A 14,932-nucleotide genomic window follows, 5' to 3' on the forward strand; every position below is an offset into this window, starting at 1 on the left:
CTGAAAGGAGAAGCTGATGAACAAAAAGAAGCTCTCAATCCGTTGGAAAATCACGATCTTATCCTATATACTCGTCATTTTCTCCTTTTTGATCGGCGGCATTGTGCTCATCGGCAACATTCAGCATACAGAGGAGCGGGAGCTGAAAAAGCGGCTGATGAATACGGCCCGGACGGTGTCAGAGATGACAGAAGTGAAAGAAGCCTTGGCGCGAAAAAAACAAACAGAAGCGGTTCGCCATGCGGTTGAAGAAATCAGGATGATTAATGAAGCAGACTATATTGTCGTCATGGATATGAATCACATCCGATATACGCATCCTGTCAGCACAAGCATTGGCAAGAAATCAGAAGGTGCAGACGAGGAGGCAGCTTTTGCGGAGCACATTTATTTCTCTGAAGCAAAGGGCGAGATCGGCACGGCGGTTCGCGCTTTTTATCCGGTAAAGGATCAAGACCTGAACCAAATAGGCGTGGTGCTTGTCGGAAAAACGCTGCCGGGGATCGCTGACATCCTGCTTCATTTAAAGCGTGATATCGCCTTCATCGTTGTGCTGACACTCGGCTTTGGCCTTGCTGGTTCCTTTTTGCTGGCCCGCCATATCAAAAAACAAATGTTTCAGCTTGAACCCCATGAGATTGTCCGAATGTATGAAGAACGGACAGCGACGTTTCACTCGATGAATGAAGGGGTGATCGCTATTGACAATCGTCTCGTCATTACGATCTTCAATGAAAAAGCGAAACAGATCTTTGAAGTGCAGGGGGATCTAATCGGCAAGGTGATTTGGGAGGTTCTCAAGGATTCGCGCCTGCCCGAAATCGTGGAGCGGAACAAAGCGGTTTATAATGAAGAAATTCGTGTCAGCGGTAAGGTGATCATGAGCAGCAGAATTCCGATCGTCATGAAGAAAAAAGTGATCGGCGCCGTTGCGATTTTTCAGGACAGAACGGAAGCGGCCAAGATGGCAGAGGAATTGACTGGTGTCAGAAACTTTGTGGAGGCGCTCCGTGTCCAAAACCATGAGCATATGAATAAGCTGCACACGATCGCCGGTCTCATCCAGCTGGGGAAATCTGAAAAAGCCTTGCAGCTTGCATTCCAGGCGTCAACTGAGCAGGAAAATGTGACTGAATTTCTGCACCGCTCGATTCAAAATGACGCTGCGGCAGGCCTTCTATTAAGTAAAATCAGAAGGGGAAGAGAGCTCGGCATTGCTGTTCATATAGATGAAAACAGCAGTCTTCAGCAATTTCCCGAGCATGTTGATCAGCATGATATTGTCGTGCTTTTGGGGAATCTGATTGAAAATGCCTTCGGCTCATTTGAAACCGTTCAATCTGAAGACAAACGAATTGACATTAGTATCGAACAAACAGATGATATCCTTGCTATTTTAATAGAAGATAACGGCTGCGGAATTGAACCGACACATATGCCTCGCCTTTATGACAAAGGTTTTACGGTCAATAAAACTGGCGGCACAGGCTATGGCCTGTATTTAGTGAAACAAATCATAGACAAAGGATCGGGCACGATAGAAGTTGATTCACATGCGGGGCAGGGGACATCTTTTTCTATCGTTTTTCCAATGAAGGGGGAGGAAGCACAGCATGGCTCGTAAAGAATGGAAGGTTCTGCTCATTGAAGACGATCCGATGGTTCAAGAGGTCAATAAGGATTTCATTACAACTGTTAAAGGCGTTACTGTCTGTGCAACGGCAGGAAACGGAGAGGAAGGCATGAAGCTGATTAAAGAAGAACAGCCGGATCTCGTCATTCTCGATGTGTACATGCCGAAAAAAGACGGCATCAAGACCTTGCAGGAGATCAGAAAGCAAAAGCTTGAAGTGGATGTCATTGTCGTCTCCGCTGCAAAAGACAAGAAAACGATCTCACTCATGCTGCAAAACGGGGCGGTTGACTATATCTTAAAGCCGTTTAAGCTTGAGCGAATGAGACAGGCGCTCGAAAAGTACAAGCAATATAAACAAAAAATCGAAGCGAATGATACGCTGTCCCAGGAACAGCTCGATGCGATCCTGAATATTCCGCAGCAGGCCGTACAGGATCTGCCGAAAGGGTTGAATCACTTCACGATGAATGAAGTCACTGCTTTTTTGAAACAGCAAACCGCATCCCTTTCTGCTGAAGAGGTTGCCAAGGCGCTCGGCATCGCCAGAGTGACAGCCAGACGATATCTTGATTACTTAGAAAAAACCGGGATCATCAAATTGGACGTTCAATACGGCGGAGTCGGCCGGCCGGTCAACCGCTACGTGTTAAAAGGATAAACCTGAGACCAAAAAGACCAAAATGTCCGTTATGATCATAAACTTCCCCAGACTGTATGAAAACGCTATCATTCTAGTAAGAAAGACACAAAAGGCGAATAGGACAGGGGGATGAAGGATATGAAACTGTTTAAAAATTTAACAGTTCAGGTCATAACCGCGGTCATCATCGGGGTCATTGTCGGGCTGGTCTGGCCGAATGTCGGCAAAGAAATGAAACCGCTTGGCGATACATTTATCAACGCTGTTAAAATGGTGATCGCACCAATCATTTTCTTCACAATCGTTCTCGGGATTGCAAAAATGGGCGATATGAAGAAGGTTGGAAAAGTAGGGGGAAAAGCGTTTATCTATTTCGAGGTTGTCACCACCCTCGCACTCATTATCGGTTTATTTGTCGTCAATATTATGAAGCCGGGTGCGGGTCTTGATTACAGCAAGCTTGAAAAAGGAGATGTATCACAATACACGCAAAATGGCGGTCAGGGAATCGACTGGATTGAATTTATTACACACATTGTTCCGTCCAACATGGTTGATGCCTTCGCAAAAGGGGACATTTTGCAGGTCTTATTCTTTTCTATTCTTTTCGGAGTGGGTCTTGCGGCATTAGGCGAAAAAGGAAAAAGCGTCATTGATTTCTTCGACAAGGTTTCTCACGTTTTTTTCAAAATTATCGGCTACATTATGCGTGCCGCGCCAATCGGGGCATTCGGGGCGATGGCGTATACAATCGGACACTTCGGGCTCGATTCCATCAAACCGCTGGCAAGCTTAATGATGTCTGTTTATATTACGATGTTCCTGTTCGTATTTGTTGCTTTAAATATCATCTGCAAGCTTTACGGATTCAGCCTGTGGAATTACCTTCGCTTCATTAAGGATGAGCTTTTGATCGTGCTTGGCACAAGCTCTTCCGAATCGGTGCTTCCGCGTATGATGGATAAAATGGAGCGCTACGGCTGTTCCAAATCCGTTGTCGGGCTTGTTATTCCGACGGGCTATTCGTTTAACCTCGACGGCACATCCATTTATTTATCAATGGCGACTGTCTTTTTGGCACAGGTGTTTGGAGTAGACCTCAGCATCGGCCAGCAAATTACGATTATCCTCGTTCTGATGCTGACATCGAAGGGAGCGGCAGGTGTGACGGGAAGCGGATTTATCGTCCTTGCCTCAACGCTGTCAGCGCTGCAGGTCATTCCGCTGGAGGGGCTTGCACTCCTGCTCGGGGTCGACCGTTTCATGAGTGAAGGAAGAGCCATTGTGAACCTGATCGGAAACGGAATCGCCACGATCATTGTTGCCAAAAGCGAAAATGAATTTGATGAAGCAAAAAGCGTAGAGGCTGTTGAAGGCATGAAAAAAATGAAAACAGCAGTCTGAAAAAAAACGGCCCATCCATGGGGCCGTTTTTTTAATTGTTTAAGAATTATTAAGGTAAGGACAGAGACCTCAGCATTTTTTTGTTATATAATTTACAAATGGATACTATATTGAATGAAGGACGTTTGTCCTAACAGGAGTGTATAAATGGCCGCTTTAGTTAAATTTTTTCAGCACCCGGGAGTAAGGCGTTTCTCCATCTTTGTCGTGTTAACTGGTGTGTTATATCTATTTAAGAGCATGATCAACTTAATATTGCTTACCTTCATTTTCACATTTCTAATGGATCGTTTGGAGCTTGTCGTGCGGCAGTTTGTAAGCCAGTTCTTCCGCGTGAGCCAGCGGGTTGTCATTACGTTTCTTTACATGTTGCTGGCTGTGCTGCTTACAGTCGGGGGCTTTGTGTTTTATCCGGTCGTCGCGGCGCAGATCCAGCAGCTGGTAAAGCAGATTAAACATATTGCGTATCATCCTGACAGCATCCCTTTCTTTGATGAGATCACCAGTGTCTTCGGAGATATTAACATCAGTTCATATGTCAAAGAGGGCTTCAATGTAGTGTATACGTATCTGGCCGATATCAGCACATTCGGCTTGCAGGTCGTGATGGCGCTCATTCTTAGCATGTTTTTCTTATTTGAGAAAAAACGGCTTTCTGAATTCATGGCGAAATTTAAAACGAGCAAACTTAGGGTCTTTTATGAGGAGATTGCTTTTTTCGGAAGCAAATTTGCAAGAACGTTCGGCAAGGTGCTCGAGGCTCAATTTATCATTGCGCTCGTCAACTGTATTCTGACGTTTATCGCGCTTTGGATTATGCATTTTCCGCAGCTGTTTGGGCTTTCGATTATGGTGTTCTTCCTTGGATTGATCCCTGTAGCAGGCGTCGTCATTTCCCTGATTCCGCTCAGCATTATCGCCTACAGCACTGGCGGTGGAATGTATGTGCTCTACATTGTCCTTGTCATATTCGCCATTCATGCGATCGAAACATATTTCTTAAATCCGAAGCTGATGTCGGCGAAAACAGAGCTGCCAATCTTTTTCACCTTCACAGTACTCATTTTCTCTGAACACTTTTTCGGCATTTGGGGTTTAATTATCGGGATTCCGATCTTTGTGTTTCTCCTTGATATTCTGGATGTCACCAACAAGGAAGATAGGTCTAAAGGACCCCGAGAGAATAGCGATAAAGTTTAAAATCGAATAATGAGTGTGCCTCGATCTGCCGGCCTGCCTGTTCAGGGCATGGAATTAAGACTCGGAATCGGAGCTTGGCATTGCTTCGCACAGTGGTGAACACAACAGGTGACAATGCCTGTCATCATTACAGAAACTGAAAAGAACAAACAGTCGGAGTAAACGCTCATCATCGGTTTAACCAAACATTTGGAAGCAACAAATGCTATAATACAAACAGTGCCTAATGTTGGGCACTGTTTATTTTTTGTCGAAAAAGGAGGAAGGCTTTATGGCTGAGCCGATTTTACATATTGAAGGCCTCGATAAAAAGATTGGGTCTAAACAGATTTTAAAACAGATCAGCATGGACGTCATGGAGGGTGAAATCATCGGCCTTCTCGGTCCAAATGGTTCCGGAAAAACAACACTCATCCGTATTATCGTCGGGCTGCTGAAACAAAACAGCGGAAGCGTGACAATAAGCGGATTCCAGCATGATACAGAGTTTGAAAAAGCGATGGAAGCGGTTGGAGCAATTGTTGAGAACCCTGAGTTCTATCCGTACCTGACAGGCTGGGAAAACCTCAAGCACTTTGCGAATATGCACAAAAAAATAGCGGATGAACGGCTTGATGAAGTGGTGGAACGTGTCGGGCTGACGTCAGCGATTCATGATAAGGTGAAAACCTATTCCCTTGGGATGCGCCAGCGTCTGGGAATCGCCCAGGCAATTCTTCACCGGCCGAAGCTTCTCATTCTAGATGAACCGACAAACGGCCTCGATCCTGCGGGGATGAAGGATTTTCGCGATCATATTAAGGAACTCGCAGAAATGGAAGGAACAGCTGTCCTGTTTGCCACTCATTTATTGCGCGAGGTTGAAGACTTGTGCGACCGTGTCATCATCATTCAAAAAGGTGAGATCAAAGCGGAAGTCAGCTTACAAGGAACTGATCAAACCACAGAAAAAGCAATTATAGAAGTGCAGCCGCAAGAAAAAGCGCTCAATTGGCTGACAGGCAATCAATATCAAGCTGAGAGCCAAGACGGGACGATTGTAGTTGATGTGGCAAAAGAAAACATACCGGAGCTGAACCGATCACTTGTCGGACAAGATCTGAATGTATTTTCCATTACGCCTTACACGCAATCACTGGAAGACGAATTTATAAAAGCGACGACCGCTCATCAAGAGGAGGGAGAAGAGCTTGTCTAAATTAATTTGGAATGAACATATGAAACTTTTTAATCGGAAGGTCACTTTGGTTTCCCTTATCCTGATGGCTGTCTTTCAATTCTTCATGGCTTTGATCATTAAACGGATTGTCATCAGTGCCGGAACAGATGAAAACTTCATCGGCTATTTATCGTATACACCGAGCCTGAACATTTTGCTGCAGGCTTTAACGATCGTAATTGCAGCAACAATTGTTTCGATGGAATTTGATAAAAAGACGATCAAATTTTTGCTCATTCGTCCGGTTAAACGCCAAAAGGTCTTTTGGTCAAAATTAATCACAGTCGTGATGGTCAGCTTCTATTTGTATCTGGCATACTACATTCTGGCATTATTATTCGGTCTCGTGTTTTTTGGCACATCGGTGACTGCGGAATCAAAGACATTGCTGGTCAACACCTTGGCGCTGATCGGGTCAAACTGGCTTGAAGCTGTAATGATGGGATTATTCGGGCTGCTTTGTTCTTCGCTGTTCCGCAACAGCGCGGTAGCAGTTGTTGTTTCTTTTGTCGTTTTATACGGAGCGAGTACACTTGTTCAGCTCATGAAGTTGTTTGAAAACAAGTGGGGCAGCTTTTTGCTTTTTGCGAACACTGACTTTACGCAATACAGAAGCGGAGAGACAGCGTTGTTTTCAGGCATGACGCCATTGTTTTCAATTGGAATTCTCATCATACATGCCATATTCTTCATCGTTGTTGGCTGGTGGTGCTTCTGTAAACGGGATGTTCGGGTCTAAAGGCAAGGAATGACATTTTTGTGAAAAAGCTCACGTAAATCAATATCATTTGATATTTTGGTTTATACTAAAGGTACTGACGGAGGTGTCTCGATTGAGGAACTTTATTACCGCTTTACCGATCGTATTGCTGCTTGGATTCTCATTTGTGTCATTCATGTTTCAGTTTGAACATCTTGTTTATTTCAGGCTCGCGCTTGGGTTGTTTTCTCTCGTGGGACTGTACATGATATATAAAATGAAGACGGGCATCCGCTATTTTATCATCTATCTGTATGCCAGCTGGATTGTGTTGGCCGCAGTGACCGCTTTTGAAGAGCCGATTTTCTCAAACTTTTTCTTTGGCGGCCTGGTGATGACGATGGGTTACCTGACATATATGCTGATTTATCTCGGCATGAAACAAGACCGGGATGCAAATCCTGTGTAATCGCGCTGTTCCCTTGGGGAACGGCGTGTTTTTCTATACTGGGCAAAAGGTTAACAGTTGCGGAAAAATGGCAGGAAATCTATAATACATATTAAATTTATCGGAATTAAAACTGGGGGGCTGCCGGATGTCATTATTTATACAAAACGATCAACAGCGGCAATGGATGGAGAAAATCGGACGGATTGCGGATGAATTTCAGCAAACAGCTGCTGAAGATGACGAACAGGGACGTTTTCCTGCAGAGAAAATACAAAAACTGCGTGATGCTGGGTATACAGCATTAACATTGCCGGCATCTCATGGCGGAGGGGGCATTTCTGTTTACGATATGCTCCTGTTTCAAGAACGGCTTGCACGGGGAGATGCTCCGACGGCTCTTAGCATCGGCTGGCATTTGAGCGTGATCGGGGAGCTTGGAGAAGGCAACAGCTGGGATGAAGACGTATTTGCATTTGTTGCCAAGGAAGTCCAAAACGGAGCCGTCATTAACAGGGCGGCGACTGAAGCGAAAACCGGAAGCCCGACAAGAGGAGGGCGTCCCGGTACACACGCCGTCAAAAAGGATGGCAAATGGGCAGTGAACGGGAGAAAAACCTTTACGACGATGTCACAAGCTCTGGATTATTTTTTAGTAACCGCATGGATTGAAGACAAACAAACAACAGGCGTGTTTCTCATTCATAAAGATGATCCCGGCTTGTCGATTGAAGAAACGTGGGATATGATGGCGATGCGGGCGACTGGGAGCCATGACCTTGTACTGAACGAAGTAATGCTTGATGAGAATAAGCTGGTGGAACTGCTTCAAGGGCCTCGTGGAGCTAAGCCGAATGGCTGGCTGCTTCACATTCCTGCGATTTATCTTGGTGTGGCTCAAGCTGCTCGTGACTATGCAGTGCAATTTGCATCTGAGTATTCTCCAAACAGCTTGAATGGACCGATCAAGAATGTCCCGGCCGTACAGCAAAGAACAGGCGAAATGGAGCTTGAACTGCTCAATGCCAGACACTTTCTTTTCCATATCGCTCAATTGTATGACGATCCGGAGCGGCGTCCACACTTGACAAGCGAGCTCGGTGCGGCGAAGCATATCGTCACAAACGCTGCGCTGTCTGTTGTTGATAAAGCGATGAGAATTGTCGGGGCCAAAAGCCTGGAACGAACCAACCCGCTTCAGCGCTATTACCGTGATGTGCGCGCCGGTCTTCACAACCCGCCGATGGATGACGCCGTGATACACAAGCTGGCAGCTGAAGCATTTGAGTCATAAAAAAAGAGCCTTACCGGCTCTTTTTATGTATTGTTTTGCTCTTGCAGATTTTTTTGATGCTTGCGGTCGATCCTGTCATAAATAACGTTCATCAGCTTTGGATTGCCCATAATCGCCTCTTTGTTTTCCTGGATCAGCTGTTGGTAAGTTTTCACTTTACGCTTCGGCATGCTCCGGCGCCCTCCTGACATGGTTGTATTCACTTTCTAACTCCGTCAGCGACAATTCATACAGATGACGCTTTGACTTTTTGTATATACCATTCTGTATTAACAGATGAATGAGCTGTTTTTTTCTGATTTCTGCAGACTGAGGTGTCATTGTGTCACCAACCTCCAATCGATCGATATTGATAATCATTATCAATTAACTTCAGTATACAATGTCCGCAATAGCCTGTAAAGATGAAAAGAGTCCTATTCTTTCTCCAATTTACAAATATTCAACAAATCGACAAAAAGTTTCCCGGGCAATAATTTGCTGTCGAAATATTCCGCTTCATTGAACGCACCCTGCTATTTTTCATGTTTTGAACCATACTATGTAATAGAATGGAGAGTGGTATTCAATGGAGCGGACAGAAAATCTGAAAAAGGGAGAAAAAGGGGCGCTCCTCAATATTTTTGCATATGTCATCCTTGCTGTTGTAAAGCTAGTTATCGGGATTCTATATCATTCTGAAGCGCTGAGAGCAGACGGGTTAAATAATGGAACAGATATTGTTGCGTCAGTAGCAGTGCTGATAGGATTGCGGATTTCTCAAAGACCGGCTGACAGCGATCATCCATACGGCCATTATCGGGCTGAAACAATTTCGTCTCTTGTTGCGTCTTTTATTATGATGGCAGTCGGCATTGAAGTGTTAATCGGCGGAGGAAAAGCGATTGCGGGCGGCACAACGGAAACGCCAAATCTTATCGCGGCATGGACGGCGTTAGGCAGTGCTGTGTTTATGTATGGCATCTATTTATATAACAAAAGGCTGGCAGCGTCCATTAAAAGCTCTGCCCTGATGGCAGCGGCAAAGGACAGCAGGTCAGACGCTTTTGTAAGTGCCGGCGCGTTTATCGGAGTTTTTTCGTCCCAGCTGAAGCTGCCGTGGATTGATCCGGTAACGGCTTTTATCATCGGCATCATCATTTGCAAAACAGCGTGGGATATCTTTAAAGACGCTTCACATTCCTTAACAGACGGCTTCCATTTAAAAGATCTTGAGCCTTACAAACAGACCGTCGGCAGGATCGAAAATGTGCATCGCCTAAAGGATGTGAAAGCGAGGTATTTAGGCAGTACAGTTCATATCGAGATGGTCATTACGGTTGATCCGAAGCTTACAGTAGAAGAAGGCCATGGAGTGGCGGATGAAGTAGAAGACAAAATAAAACATGAACACGATGTCACTCATGTTCATGTTCATGTAGAGCCTGACGACATAAAATAAGGCTGTTTAACGAATTAGCTTATATGTTCAGATAAAAATTCAGTCACTTCTTCAGGCGTTTTGGCATTGGCGCTGTGAAGGTGAGCTGTTTTTTCACCGTTCTTGAAAATAAGCAGGCTGGGAATGCCCATTACTTGGTATTTTTCAGCCAGGTCAGGAAGCTCGTCCTTATTCAGCTCATACCAATCGTTTTGATTGTATTCTTCCAAAATATCGCCGATGAACATATTCATGCGTGTGCAGTCTGGGCACCAATCAGCATAAAACTTTACAATGATTTCTTTATCGGATTGAATCAGTTCATTAAATTGTTCGTTTGTTGTGATTTTTTTCATATGTCACATCTCCTTTTCAATGCCATTTTAATATAAAATAAAAAGGAATTACATACAAATGCATTCAACATCAGCATGCCCAAAAATAATTAGATCATTTTCCGGTGAAAATGATAAGATAGTAAAGATGAATTGTAGTGGGGGGAGTATCCATTGAAAACAAGTCTAGGATTAGTGTACGGAGGAAAGTCGGCAGAACATAATGTTTCCCTGCAGACGGCTCTGGCTGTAATCAAAGCGCTAAATACTGAGAAGTTTGATATACATCCGATTTATATAACAGAAAAAGGCGAATGGGTTAGAGGCGCCCGTTTAACTGAGCCTGTTTCAAACGTGAAAATGCTTCAATTTGAGCAAGGAGGCAATGCTTTTTCTCCAGCTGCCCTGAACCAGGAGATGTTTCCGCAGGAAGCGTCACAGCAAAATGAAGCCATCGACGTCGTATTCCCGCTCCTCCACGGACCGAACGGAGAAGACGGTACGATCCAGGGAATGCTCGAGCTGTTGAACATTCCTTATGTCGGCAACGGAGTGCTTGCTTCCTCAGCTGGCATGGATAAAGTTGTCATGAAACATTTATTTGCTCAGGCCGGCCTTGCTCAGGCTAAATACGCAGCTTTCCTTAAGAAAGACTGGACTCGTTCTCCGAAAGAAAGCTGTGAGGAGGTTGAACAGGAATTAGGCTACCCTTGCTTCGTAAAACCGGCGAACCTCGGCTCAAGTGTCGGAATCAGCAAATGCCGAAACCGTGAAGAACTGCAAAAAGCGTTTGAGCTTGCTTTCCAATATGACCGCAAAGTCGTCGTTGAAGAAGGAATTAACGGCCGCGAGATCGAAATCGGCGTTCTTGGAAATGACGATCCTAAATGCTCTGTTGTGGGAGAAATCGCACCGAAGACAGATTTCTACGATTACAAAGCGAAATATGAGGATGGAGATACTGATCTTATGATTCCGGCAATTGTGACCGATGAGGAATACGCTACAATCAGTGATATGGCGATCAAAGCGTTTAAAGCGATCGACGGTTCAGGACTCGTCAGAGCGGACTTTTTCCTGACAGCTGACGGCGAAGTTCTGATCAATGAAGTCAACACAATGCCTGGCTTTACACCTTTCAGCATGTTCCCGCTGCTCTGGAAAGAAGCCGGAGTGGAATATGCTGACCTGATTGAACAGCTTGTGGAGCTTGCAAAAGAACGCCACGCTGAAAAACAATTGATTAAGCATACATTCTAATGAAGAAGGACACTGCCGGTAAAAGGGCAGTGTTTTTTCCCGTATATACAAAAGAAAGAGAGGGACCTTACTTGATTAAGCGAACAGTAAAAAACATTGCCGAAATGGTTAAAGGCACACTAACAAATCCGCAATATGAACAAACAGTCATTCATGGAGTGGCAACCGATACAAGAAAACTGGAACAACATCAGCTCTTCATTCCGCTGAAAGGGGAACGTTTTGACGGCCACTCTTTTGTGGAGCAGGCTTTTGAAGCTGGTGTAGCGGCTGTTCTTTGGGATCGGTCAGTACCAAATCCGCCCGAGAATCACGCCGTCATTTTAGTGGACGATACCCTTACTGCACTTCAGCAACTTGCAAAAGCCTATTTGCAGGAGCTTGGCACGCGTGTCATCGGAGTAACCGGAAGCAATGGCAAAACGACAACAAAAGATATGATTCACGCCGTACTGGGGACCCAGTACCGTGTCCACAAAACTGGAGGAAACTTCAATAATCATATCGGTTTGCCGCTGACAGTTTTAGCGATGCCTGAAAATACGGAGATCGCCGTATTGGAGATGGGAATGAGCGCCAAAGGAGAAATTGACCTCTTGAGCCGCCTGGCAAACCCGGATGCGGCAGTGATTACGAATATCGGCGAATCGCATATGCAAGACCTCGGCTCTAGAGAGGGCATCGCGGAGGCGAAGCTTGAAATCATTAACGGGCTTAAAGAAGACGGAGTGCTGATTTATATCGGGGACGAGCCGCTCCTTCAAAATGCATACAGCTGCCAGACGAAAACGTACGGTACGGGAACGCATAATGATTATCAGCTTCAGGATGTCAGCCAGAGTGAGGAAGGAACCCATTTTACAATCAAAGGGATAGAAAACACGTTTTTTATTCCGATACTCGGCAAGCACAATGTGATGAACGCCATGGCAGCGATTGCTGCAGGGGCTTATTTTGGCATCGCGCCTGAGGATGCGGCAAAAGGACTGAGCGGCCTAAAGGTAACCGGTATGAGACTTGAACTCATCAAAACAGACAGCGGCCTTTCGATAATCAATGACGCTTATAATGCGAGCCCGACTTCCATGAAAGCTGCAATTCAATTGACAGAAAGCCTTGAAGGCTACGGCAAAAAAATGCTCGTGCTCGGTGATATGCTTGAGCTCGGCGATCTTGAAGAAACGTTCCATAAAGAGTGCGGCGCTGTGATCAGCCCTGATAAAATTGACCGCGTCTTTACGTACGGAAAACTGGGAGCTTTTATCGCGGAAGGCGCCCTGAAACACTTTGAGAAAGACCGCGTCAGCCATTACACTGAGAAAAAAGATCTCCTCCAAGCTGTGAAGGAAAACGCATCAAAAGGCGATTTGATTTTATTCAAAGCGTCCAGAGGTATGAAGCTTGAAGAAATCGTTAAAGATTTAATAGAGAGCCCGCTTTCATAAGAAAATATTTTGCGAAAAAACACATATTGCATCATAAAATAACATGATATGCAAACACTAATGTATGCCGGCCGAAAATTATGTATATCTGGCCGGCTACGGCTATGATACAATATATATAGGTTATTTCGCGATACGAACATATTCGTCCGGACTTTTCATCGTGACCCGAAGTTCTCCGCTGGATTCTTGGGAGCGGATGGAGCAGCAGCCGGCATATTCGAGATGCCGATCTGCTTCTCATCTTATTGAAAAACAAATAGTGTAATGGTAAGATAAAACTTAAAGTAATTCGGGCTTTGTATACGGATGGATCCTGTCCTTCTTGTCTAAAGGGCAGTTTTATAAGTGGTAAATCACGACATTACTGAAACAGCAATTAGAAGGAGTTTGAATAATTTGACTATAACGTTTCAAGATTTTAATTTAAGTTCTGATCTCATGAAAGCAATTAATCGTATGGGATTTGAAGAAGCAACACCGATTCAGGCACAAACGATACCGCTCGGACTTTCAAATAAAGACGTCATTGGACAAGCGCAAACAGGTACAGGTAAAACAGCTGCGTTTGGTATACCCCTTGTTGAAAAAATTAACCCCGAGTCTCCTAATATTCAAGCAATCGTAATCGCGCCAACCCGTGAATTAGCCATTCAAGTATCTGAAGAATTGTATAAAATCGGACAAGATAAACGTGCGAAGGTTCTTCCTATTTACGGCGGACAGGATATTGGACGGCAAATCCGGGCGTTAAAGAAGAATCCGAATATTATTGTCGGAACACCTGGCCGTCTTCTTGACCACATCAACCGCCGCACAATTCGTTTAAACAACGTAAATACCGTTGTAATGGATGAAGCGGATGAAATGCTGAACATGGGATTCATTGACGATATTGAATCTATCCTTTCAAACGTGCCTAGCGAGCATCAGACACTTCTGTTCTCTGCCACAATGCCTGCGCCGATCAAACGCATTGCAGAGCGCTTTATGACTGAGCCGGAACACGTAAAAGTAAAAGCGAAAGAAATGACGGTTTCTAACATTCAGCAGTTCTATTTGGAAGTGCAAGAACGCAAAAAATTCGATACACTGACTCGCCTTCTTGACATTCAGTCTCCTGAGCTTGCGATCGTATTCGGACGTACAAAACGCCGTGTCGATGAGCTGGCAGAAGCCCTGAACCTTCGCGGATATGCAGCTGAAGGAATTCACGGTGACTTAACGCAGGCGAAACGTATGGTTGCGCTTCGTAAATTTAAAGAAGGCGCAATCGAAGTTCTAGTCGCAACTGATGTTGCCGCTCGCGGACTTGATATCTCAGGTGTTACACACGTATACAACTTCGACGTGCCTCAAGATCCTGAAAGCTACGTTCACCGTATCGGAAGAACGGGCCGTGCAGGAAAAACAGGTATGGCGATGACGTTCATTACACCGCGTGAGAAAAGCATGCTTCGCGCAATTGAACAAACAACAAAACGCAAAATGGACCGCATGAAGGAGCCTACACTTGATGAAGCGTTAGAAGGCCAGCAACAGGTTACTGTTGAACGTCTTCGCACAACAATCAGTGAAAACAACCTGAACTTCTACATGACAGCGGCAGCTGAGCTGCTTGAAGATCATGATGCAGTAACAGTGGTTGCGGCGGCTATCAAAATGGCTACAAAAGAGCCAGACGACACACCGGTTCGCTTAACAGACGAAGCGCCGATGGTCAGCAAACGCTACAAGAACCAGCGCTCTTCTAAACGCAGAGACGGTCAAGGCGGCGGCTACCGCGGCGGAAAAGGGAAAAGCAACAACCGTTCTTCCTATGACAAAAAGCGTTCAAACGATCGCCGTTCTTCAAGTGACAGACGCCAGAAAAAATCTTACTAATTTGATCGATTCAGAGCCCAAAACATGATGTTTTGGGCTTTTTTATG

General features: G+C 45.0%; 15 protein-coding genes. 12 read left to right on the top strand and 3 right to left on the bottom strand.

Translation table 11 applies throughout. The features are described 5' to 3' along the window. The first annotated feature begins 16 nt into the window (after positions 1 to 16). The 8 genes from dctS to M1D65_RS02500 all read left to right on the top strand — a co-directional run bounded on the left by dctS (position 17) and on the right by M1D65_RS02500 (position 8,541). Positions 17 to 1,624, top strand: a complete 1,608-nt coding sequence (dctS, locus tag M1D65_RS02465) for a two-component system sensor histidine kinase DctS (RefSeq protein WP_003234348.1) — start codon at positions 17 to 19, stop codon at positions 1,622 to 1,624. Continuing rightward, positions 1,614 to 2,294 carry a two-component system response regulator DctR gene (gene dctR / locus M1D65_RS02470; RefSeq protein ID WP_064671968.1) on the top strand — a complete coding sequence of 227 codons (681 nt, stop codon included), beginning with the start codon at positions 1,614 to 1,616 and terminating at the stop codon, positions 2,292 to 2,294. The genes dctS and dctR overlap by 11 nt, the downstream gene beginning before the upstream one ends. 120 nt (positions 2,295 to 2,414) lie before the next feature. Then, the gene (gene dctP / locus M1D65_RS02475; protein ID WP_064671969.1) at positions 2,415 to 3,680 is read left to right on the top strand and encodes a C4-dicarboxylate transporter DctP; all 1,266 of its coding nucleotides are present in this window, start codon (positions 2,415 to 2,417) and stop codon (positions 3,678 to 3,680) included. A gap of 147 nt (positions 3,681 to 3,827) precedes the next feature. Beyond that, positions 3,828 to 4,880: an AI-2E family transporter gene (locus M1D65_RS02480; RefSeq protein WP_038827763.1), complete on the top strand. Its 1,053-nt coding sequence runs from the start codon at positions 3,828 to 3,830 to the stop codon at positions 4,878 to 4,880. A gap of 271 nt (positions 4,881 to 5,151) precedes the next feature. Further along, a complete protein-coding gene (locus M1D65_RS02485) occupies positions 5,152 to 6,078 on the top strand; it encodes an ABC transporter ATP-binding protein (RefSeq protein ID WP_021481708.1) in 927 nt (308 codons plus the stop codon). Positions 6,079 to 6,097: 19 nt separating this feature from the next. Then, positions 6,098 to 6,838 (top strand): ABC transporter permease, encoded by a 741-nt coding sequence (locus M1D65_RS02490; RefSeq protein WP_231573535.1) that lies wholly within the window; start codon positions 6,098 to 6,100, stop codon positions 6,836 to 6,838. Positions 6,839 to 6,932: 94 nt separating this feature from the next. Continuing rightward, positions 6,933 to 7,268: a hypothetical protein gene (locus M1D65_RS02495; protein WP_456270756.1), complete on the top strand. Its 336-nt coding sequence runs from the start codon at positions 6,933 to 6,935 to the stop codon at positions 7,266 to 7,268. A 127-nt stretch (positions 7,269 to 7,395) separates the two neighbouring features. Then, complete coding sequence (locus M1D65_RS02500) at positions 7,396 to 8,541, top strand: acyl-CoA dehydrogenase family protein (RefSeq protein ID WP_015715274.1); 1,146 nt, start codon at positions 7,396 to 7,398, stop codon at positions 8,539 to 8,541. Between the two features lie 23 nt (positions 8,542 to 8,564). Here the strand turns inward: M1D65_RS02500 and fbpB are convergent, their stop codons facing one another. Then, positions 8,565 to 8,744: a Fur-regulated basic protein FbpB gene (gene fbpB, locus M1D65_RS02505; protein ID WP_072592579.1), complete on the bottom strand. Its 180-nt coding sequence runs from the start codon at positions 8,742 to 8,744 to the stop codon at positions 8,565 to 8,567. Further along, positions 8,698 to 8,862, bottom strand: a complete 165-nt coding sequence (locus M1D65_RS02510) for a Fur-regulated basic protein FbpA (protein WP_014478893.1) — start codon at positions 8,860 to 8,862, stop codon at positions 8,698 to 8,700. The genes fbpB and M1D65_RS02510 overlap by 47 nt, the downstream gene beginning before the upstream one ends. 247 nt (positions 8,863 to 9,109) lie before the next feature. Between M1D65_RS02510 and M1D65_RS02515 the strand changes: the two genes are divergently transcribed. Then, a complete protein-coding gene (locus M1D65_RS02515) occupies positions 9,110 to 9,982 on the top strand; it encodes a cation diffusion facilitator family transporter (protein ID WP_014475869.1) in 873 nt (290 codons plus the stop codon). Positions 9,983 to 9,996: 14 nt separating this feature from the next. Here M1D65_RS02515 and M1D65_RS02520 read toward each other — a convergent pair whose 3' ends face one another. Then, positions 9,997 to 10,317 (bottom strand): thioredoxin family protein, encoded by a 321-nt coding sequence (locus M1D65_RS02520; protein ID WP_003234326.1) that lies wholly within the window; start codon positions 10,315 to 10,317, stop codon positions 9,997 to 9,999. Between the two features lie 153 nt (positions 10,318 to 10,470). On the opposite strand from M1D65_RS02520, the gene M1D65_RS02525 reads away from it, so the two are divergent. From M1D65_RS02525 to cshA, 3 genes are all read left to right on the top strand, one after another. After that, a complete protein-coding gene (locus M1D65_RS02525) occupies positions 10,471 to 11,556 on the top strand; it encodes a D-alanine--D-alanine ligase (RefSeq protein ID WP_041850722.1) in 1,086 nt (361 codons plus the stop codon). Between the two features lie 71 nt (positions 11,557 to 11,627). Then, positions 11,628 to 13,001, top strand: a complete 1,374-nt coding sequence (locus M1D65_RS02530; protein WP_411263215.1) for a UDP-N-acetylmuramoyl-tripeptide--D-alanyl-D-alanine ligase — start codon at positions 11,628 to 11,630, stop codon at positions 12,999 to 13,001. A gap of 399 nt (positions 13,002 to 13,400) precedes the next feature. After that, entirely contained in the window at positions 13,401 to 14,885 is a 1,485-nt protein-coding gene (gene cshA, locus M1D65_RS02535; protein ID WP_070548594.1) for a degradosome RNA helicase CshA, read from the top strand. Positions 14,886 to 14,932: the final 47 nt, after the last annotated feature.

The sequence above is a fragment of the Bacillus sp. JZ39 genome, assembly GCF_053903145.1.

Coding starts and splice junctions, on each gene's coding strand:
- M1D65_RS02485 (WP_021481708.1), top strand. CDS start 5,152: ATGGCTGAGCCGATTTTACATATTGAAGGCCTCGATAAAAAGATTGGG.
- dctR (WP_064671968.1), top strand. CDS start 1,614: ATGGCTCGTAAAGAATGGAAGGTTCTGCTCATTGAAGACGATCCGATG.
- M1D65_RS02520 (WP_003234326.1), bottom strand. CDS start 10,317: ATGAAAAAAATCACAACAAACGAACAATTTAATGAACTGATTCAATCC.
- M1D65_RS02515 (WP_014475869.1), top strand. CDS start 9,110: ATGGAGCGGACAGAAAATCTGAAAAAGGGAGAAAAAGGGGCGCTCCTC.
- M1D65_RS02500 (WP_015715274.1), top strand. CDS start 7,396: ATGTCATTATTTATACAAAACGATCAACAGCGGCAATGGATGGAGAAA.
- dctS (WP_003234348.1), top strand. CDS start 17: ATGAACAAAAAGAAGCTCTCAATCCGTTGGAAAATCACGATCTTATCC.
- M1D65_RS02510 (WP_014478893.1), bottom strand. CDS start 8,862: ATGACACCTCAGTCTGCAGAAATCAGAAAAAAACAGCTCATTCATCTG.
- M1D65_RS02480 (WP_038827763.1), top strand. CDS start 3,828: ATGGCCGCTTTAGTTAAATTTTTTCAGCACCCGGGAGTAAGGCGTTTC.
- dctP (WP_064671969.1), top strand. CDS start 2,415: ATGAAACTGTTTAAAAATTTAACAGTTCAGGTCATAACCGCGGTCATC.
- M1D65_RS02490 (WP_231573535.1), top strand. CDS start 6,098: ATGAAACTTTTTAATCGGAAGGTCACTTTGGTTTCCCTTATCCTGATG.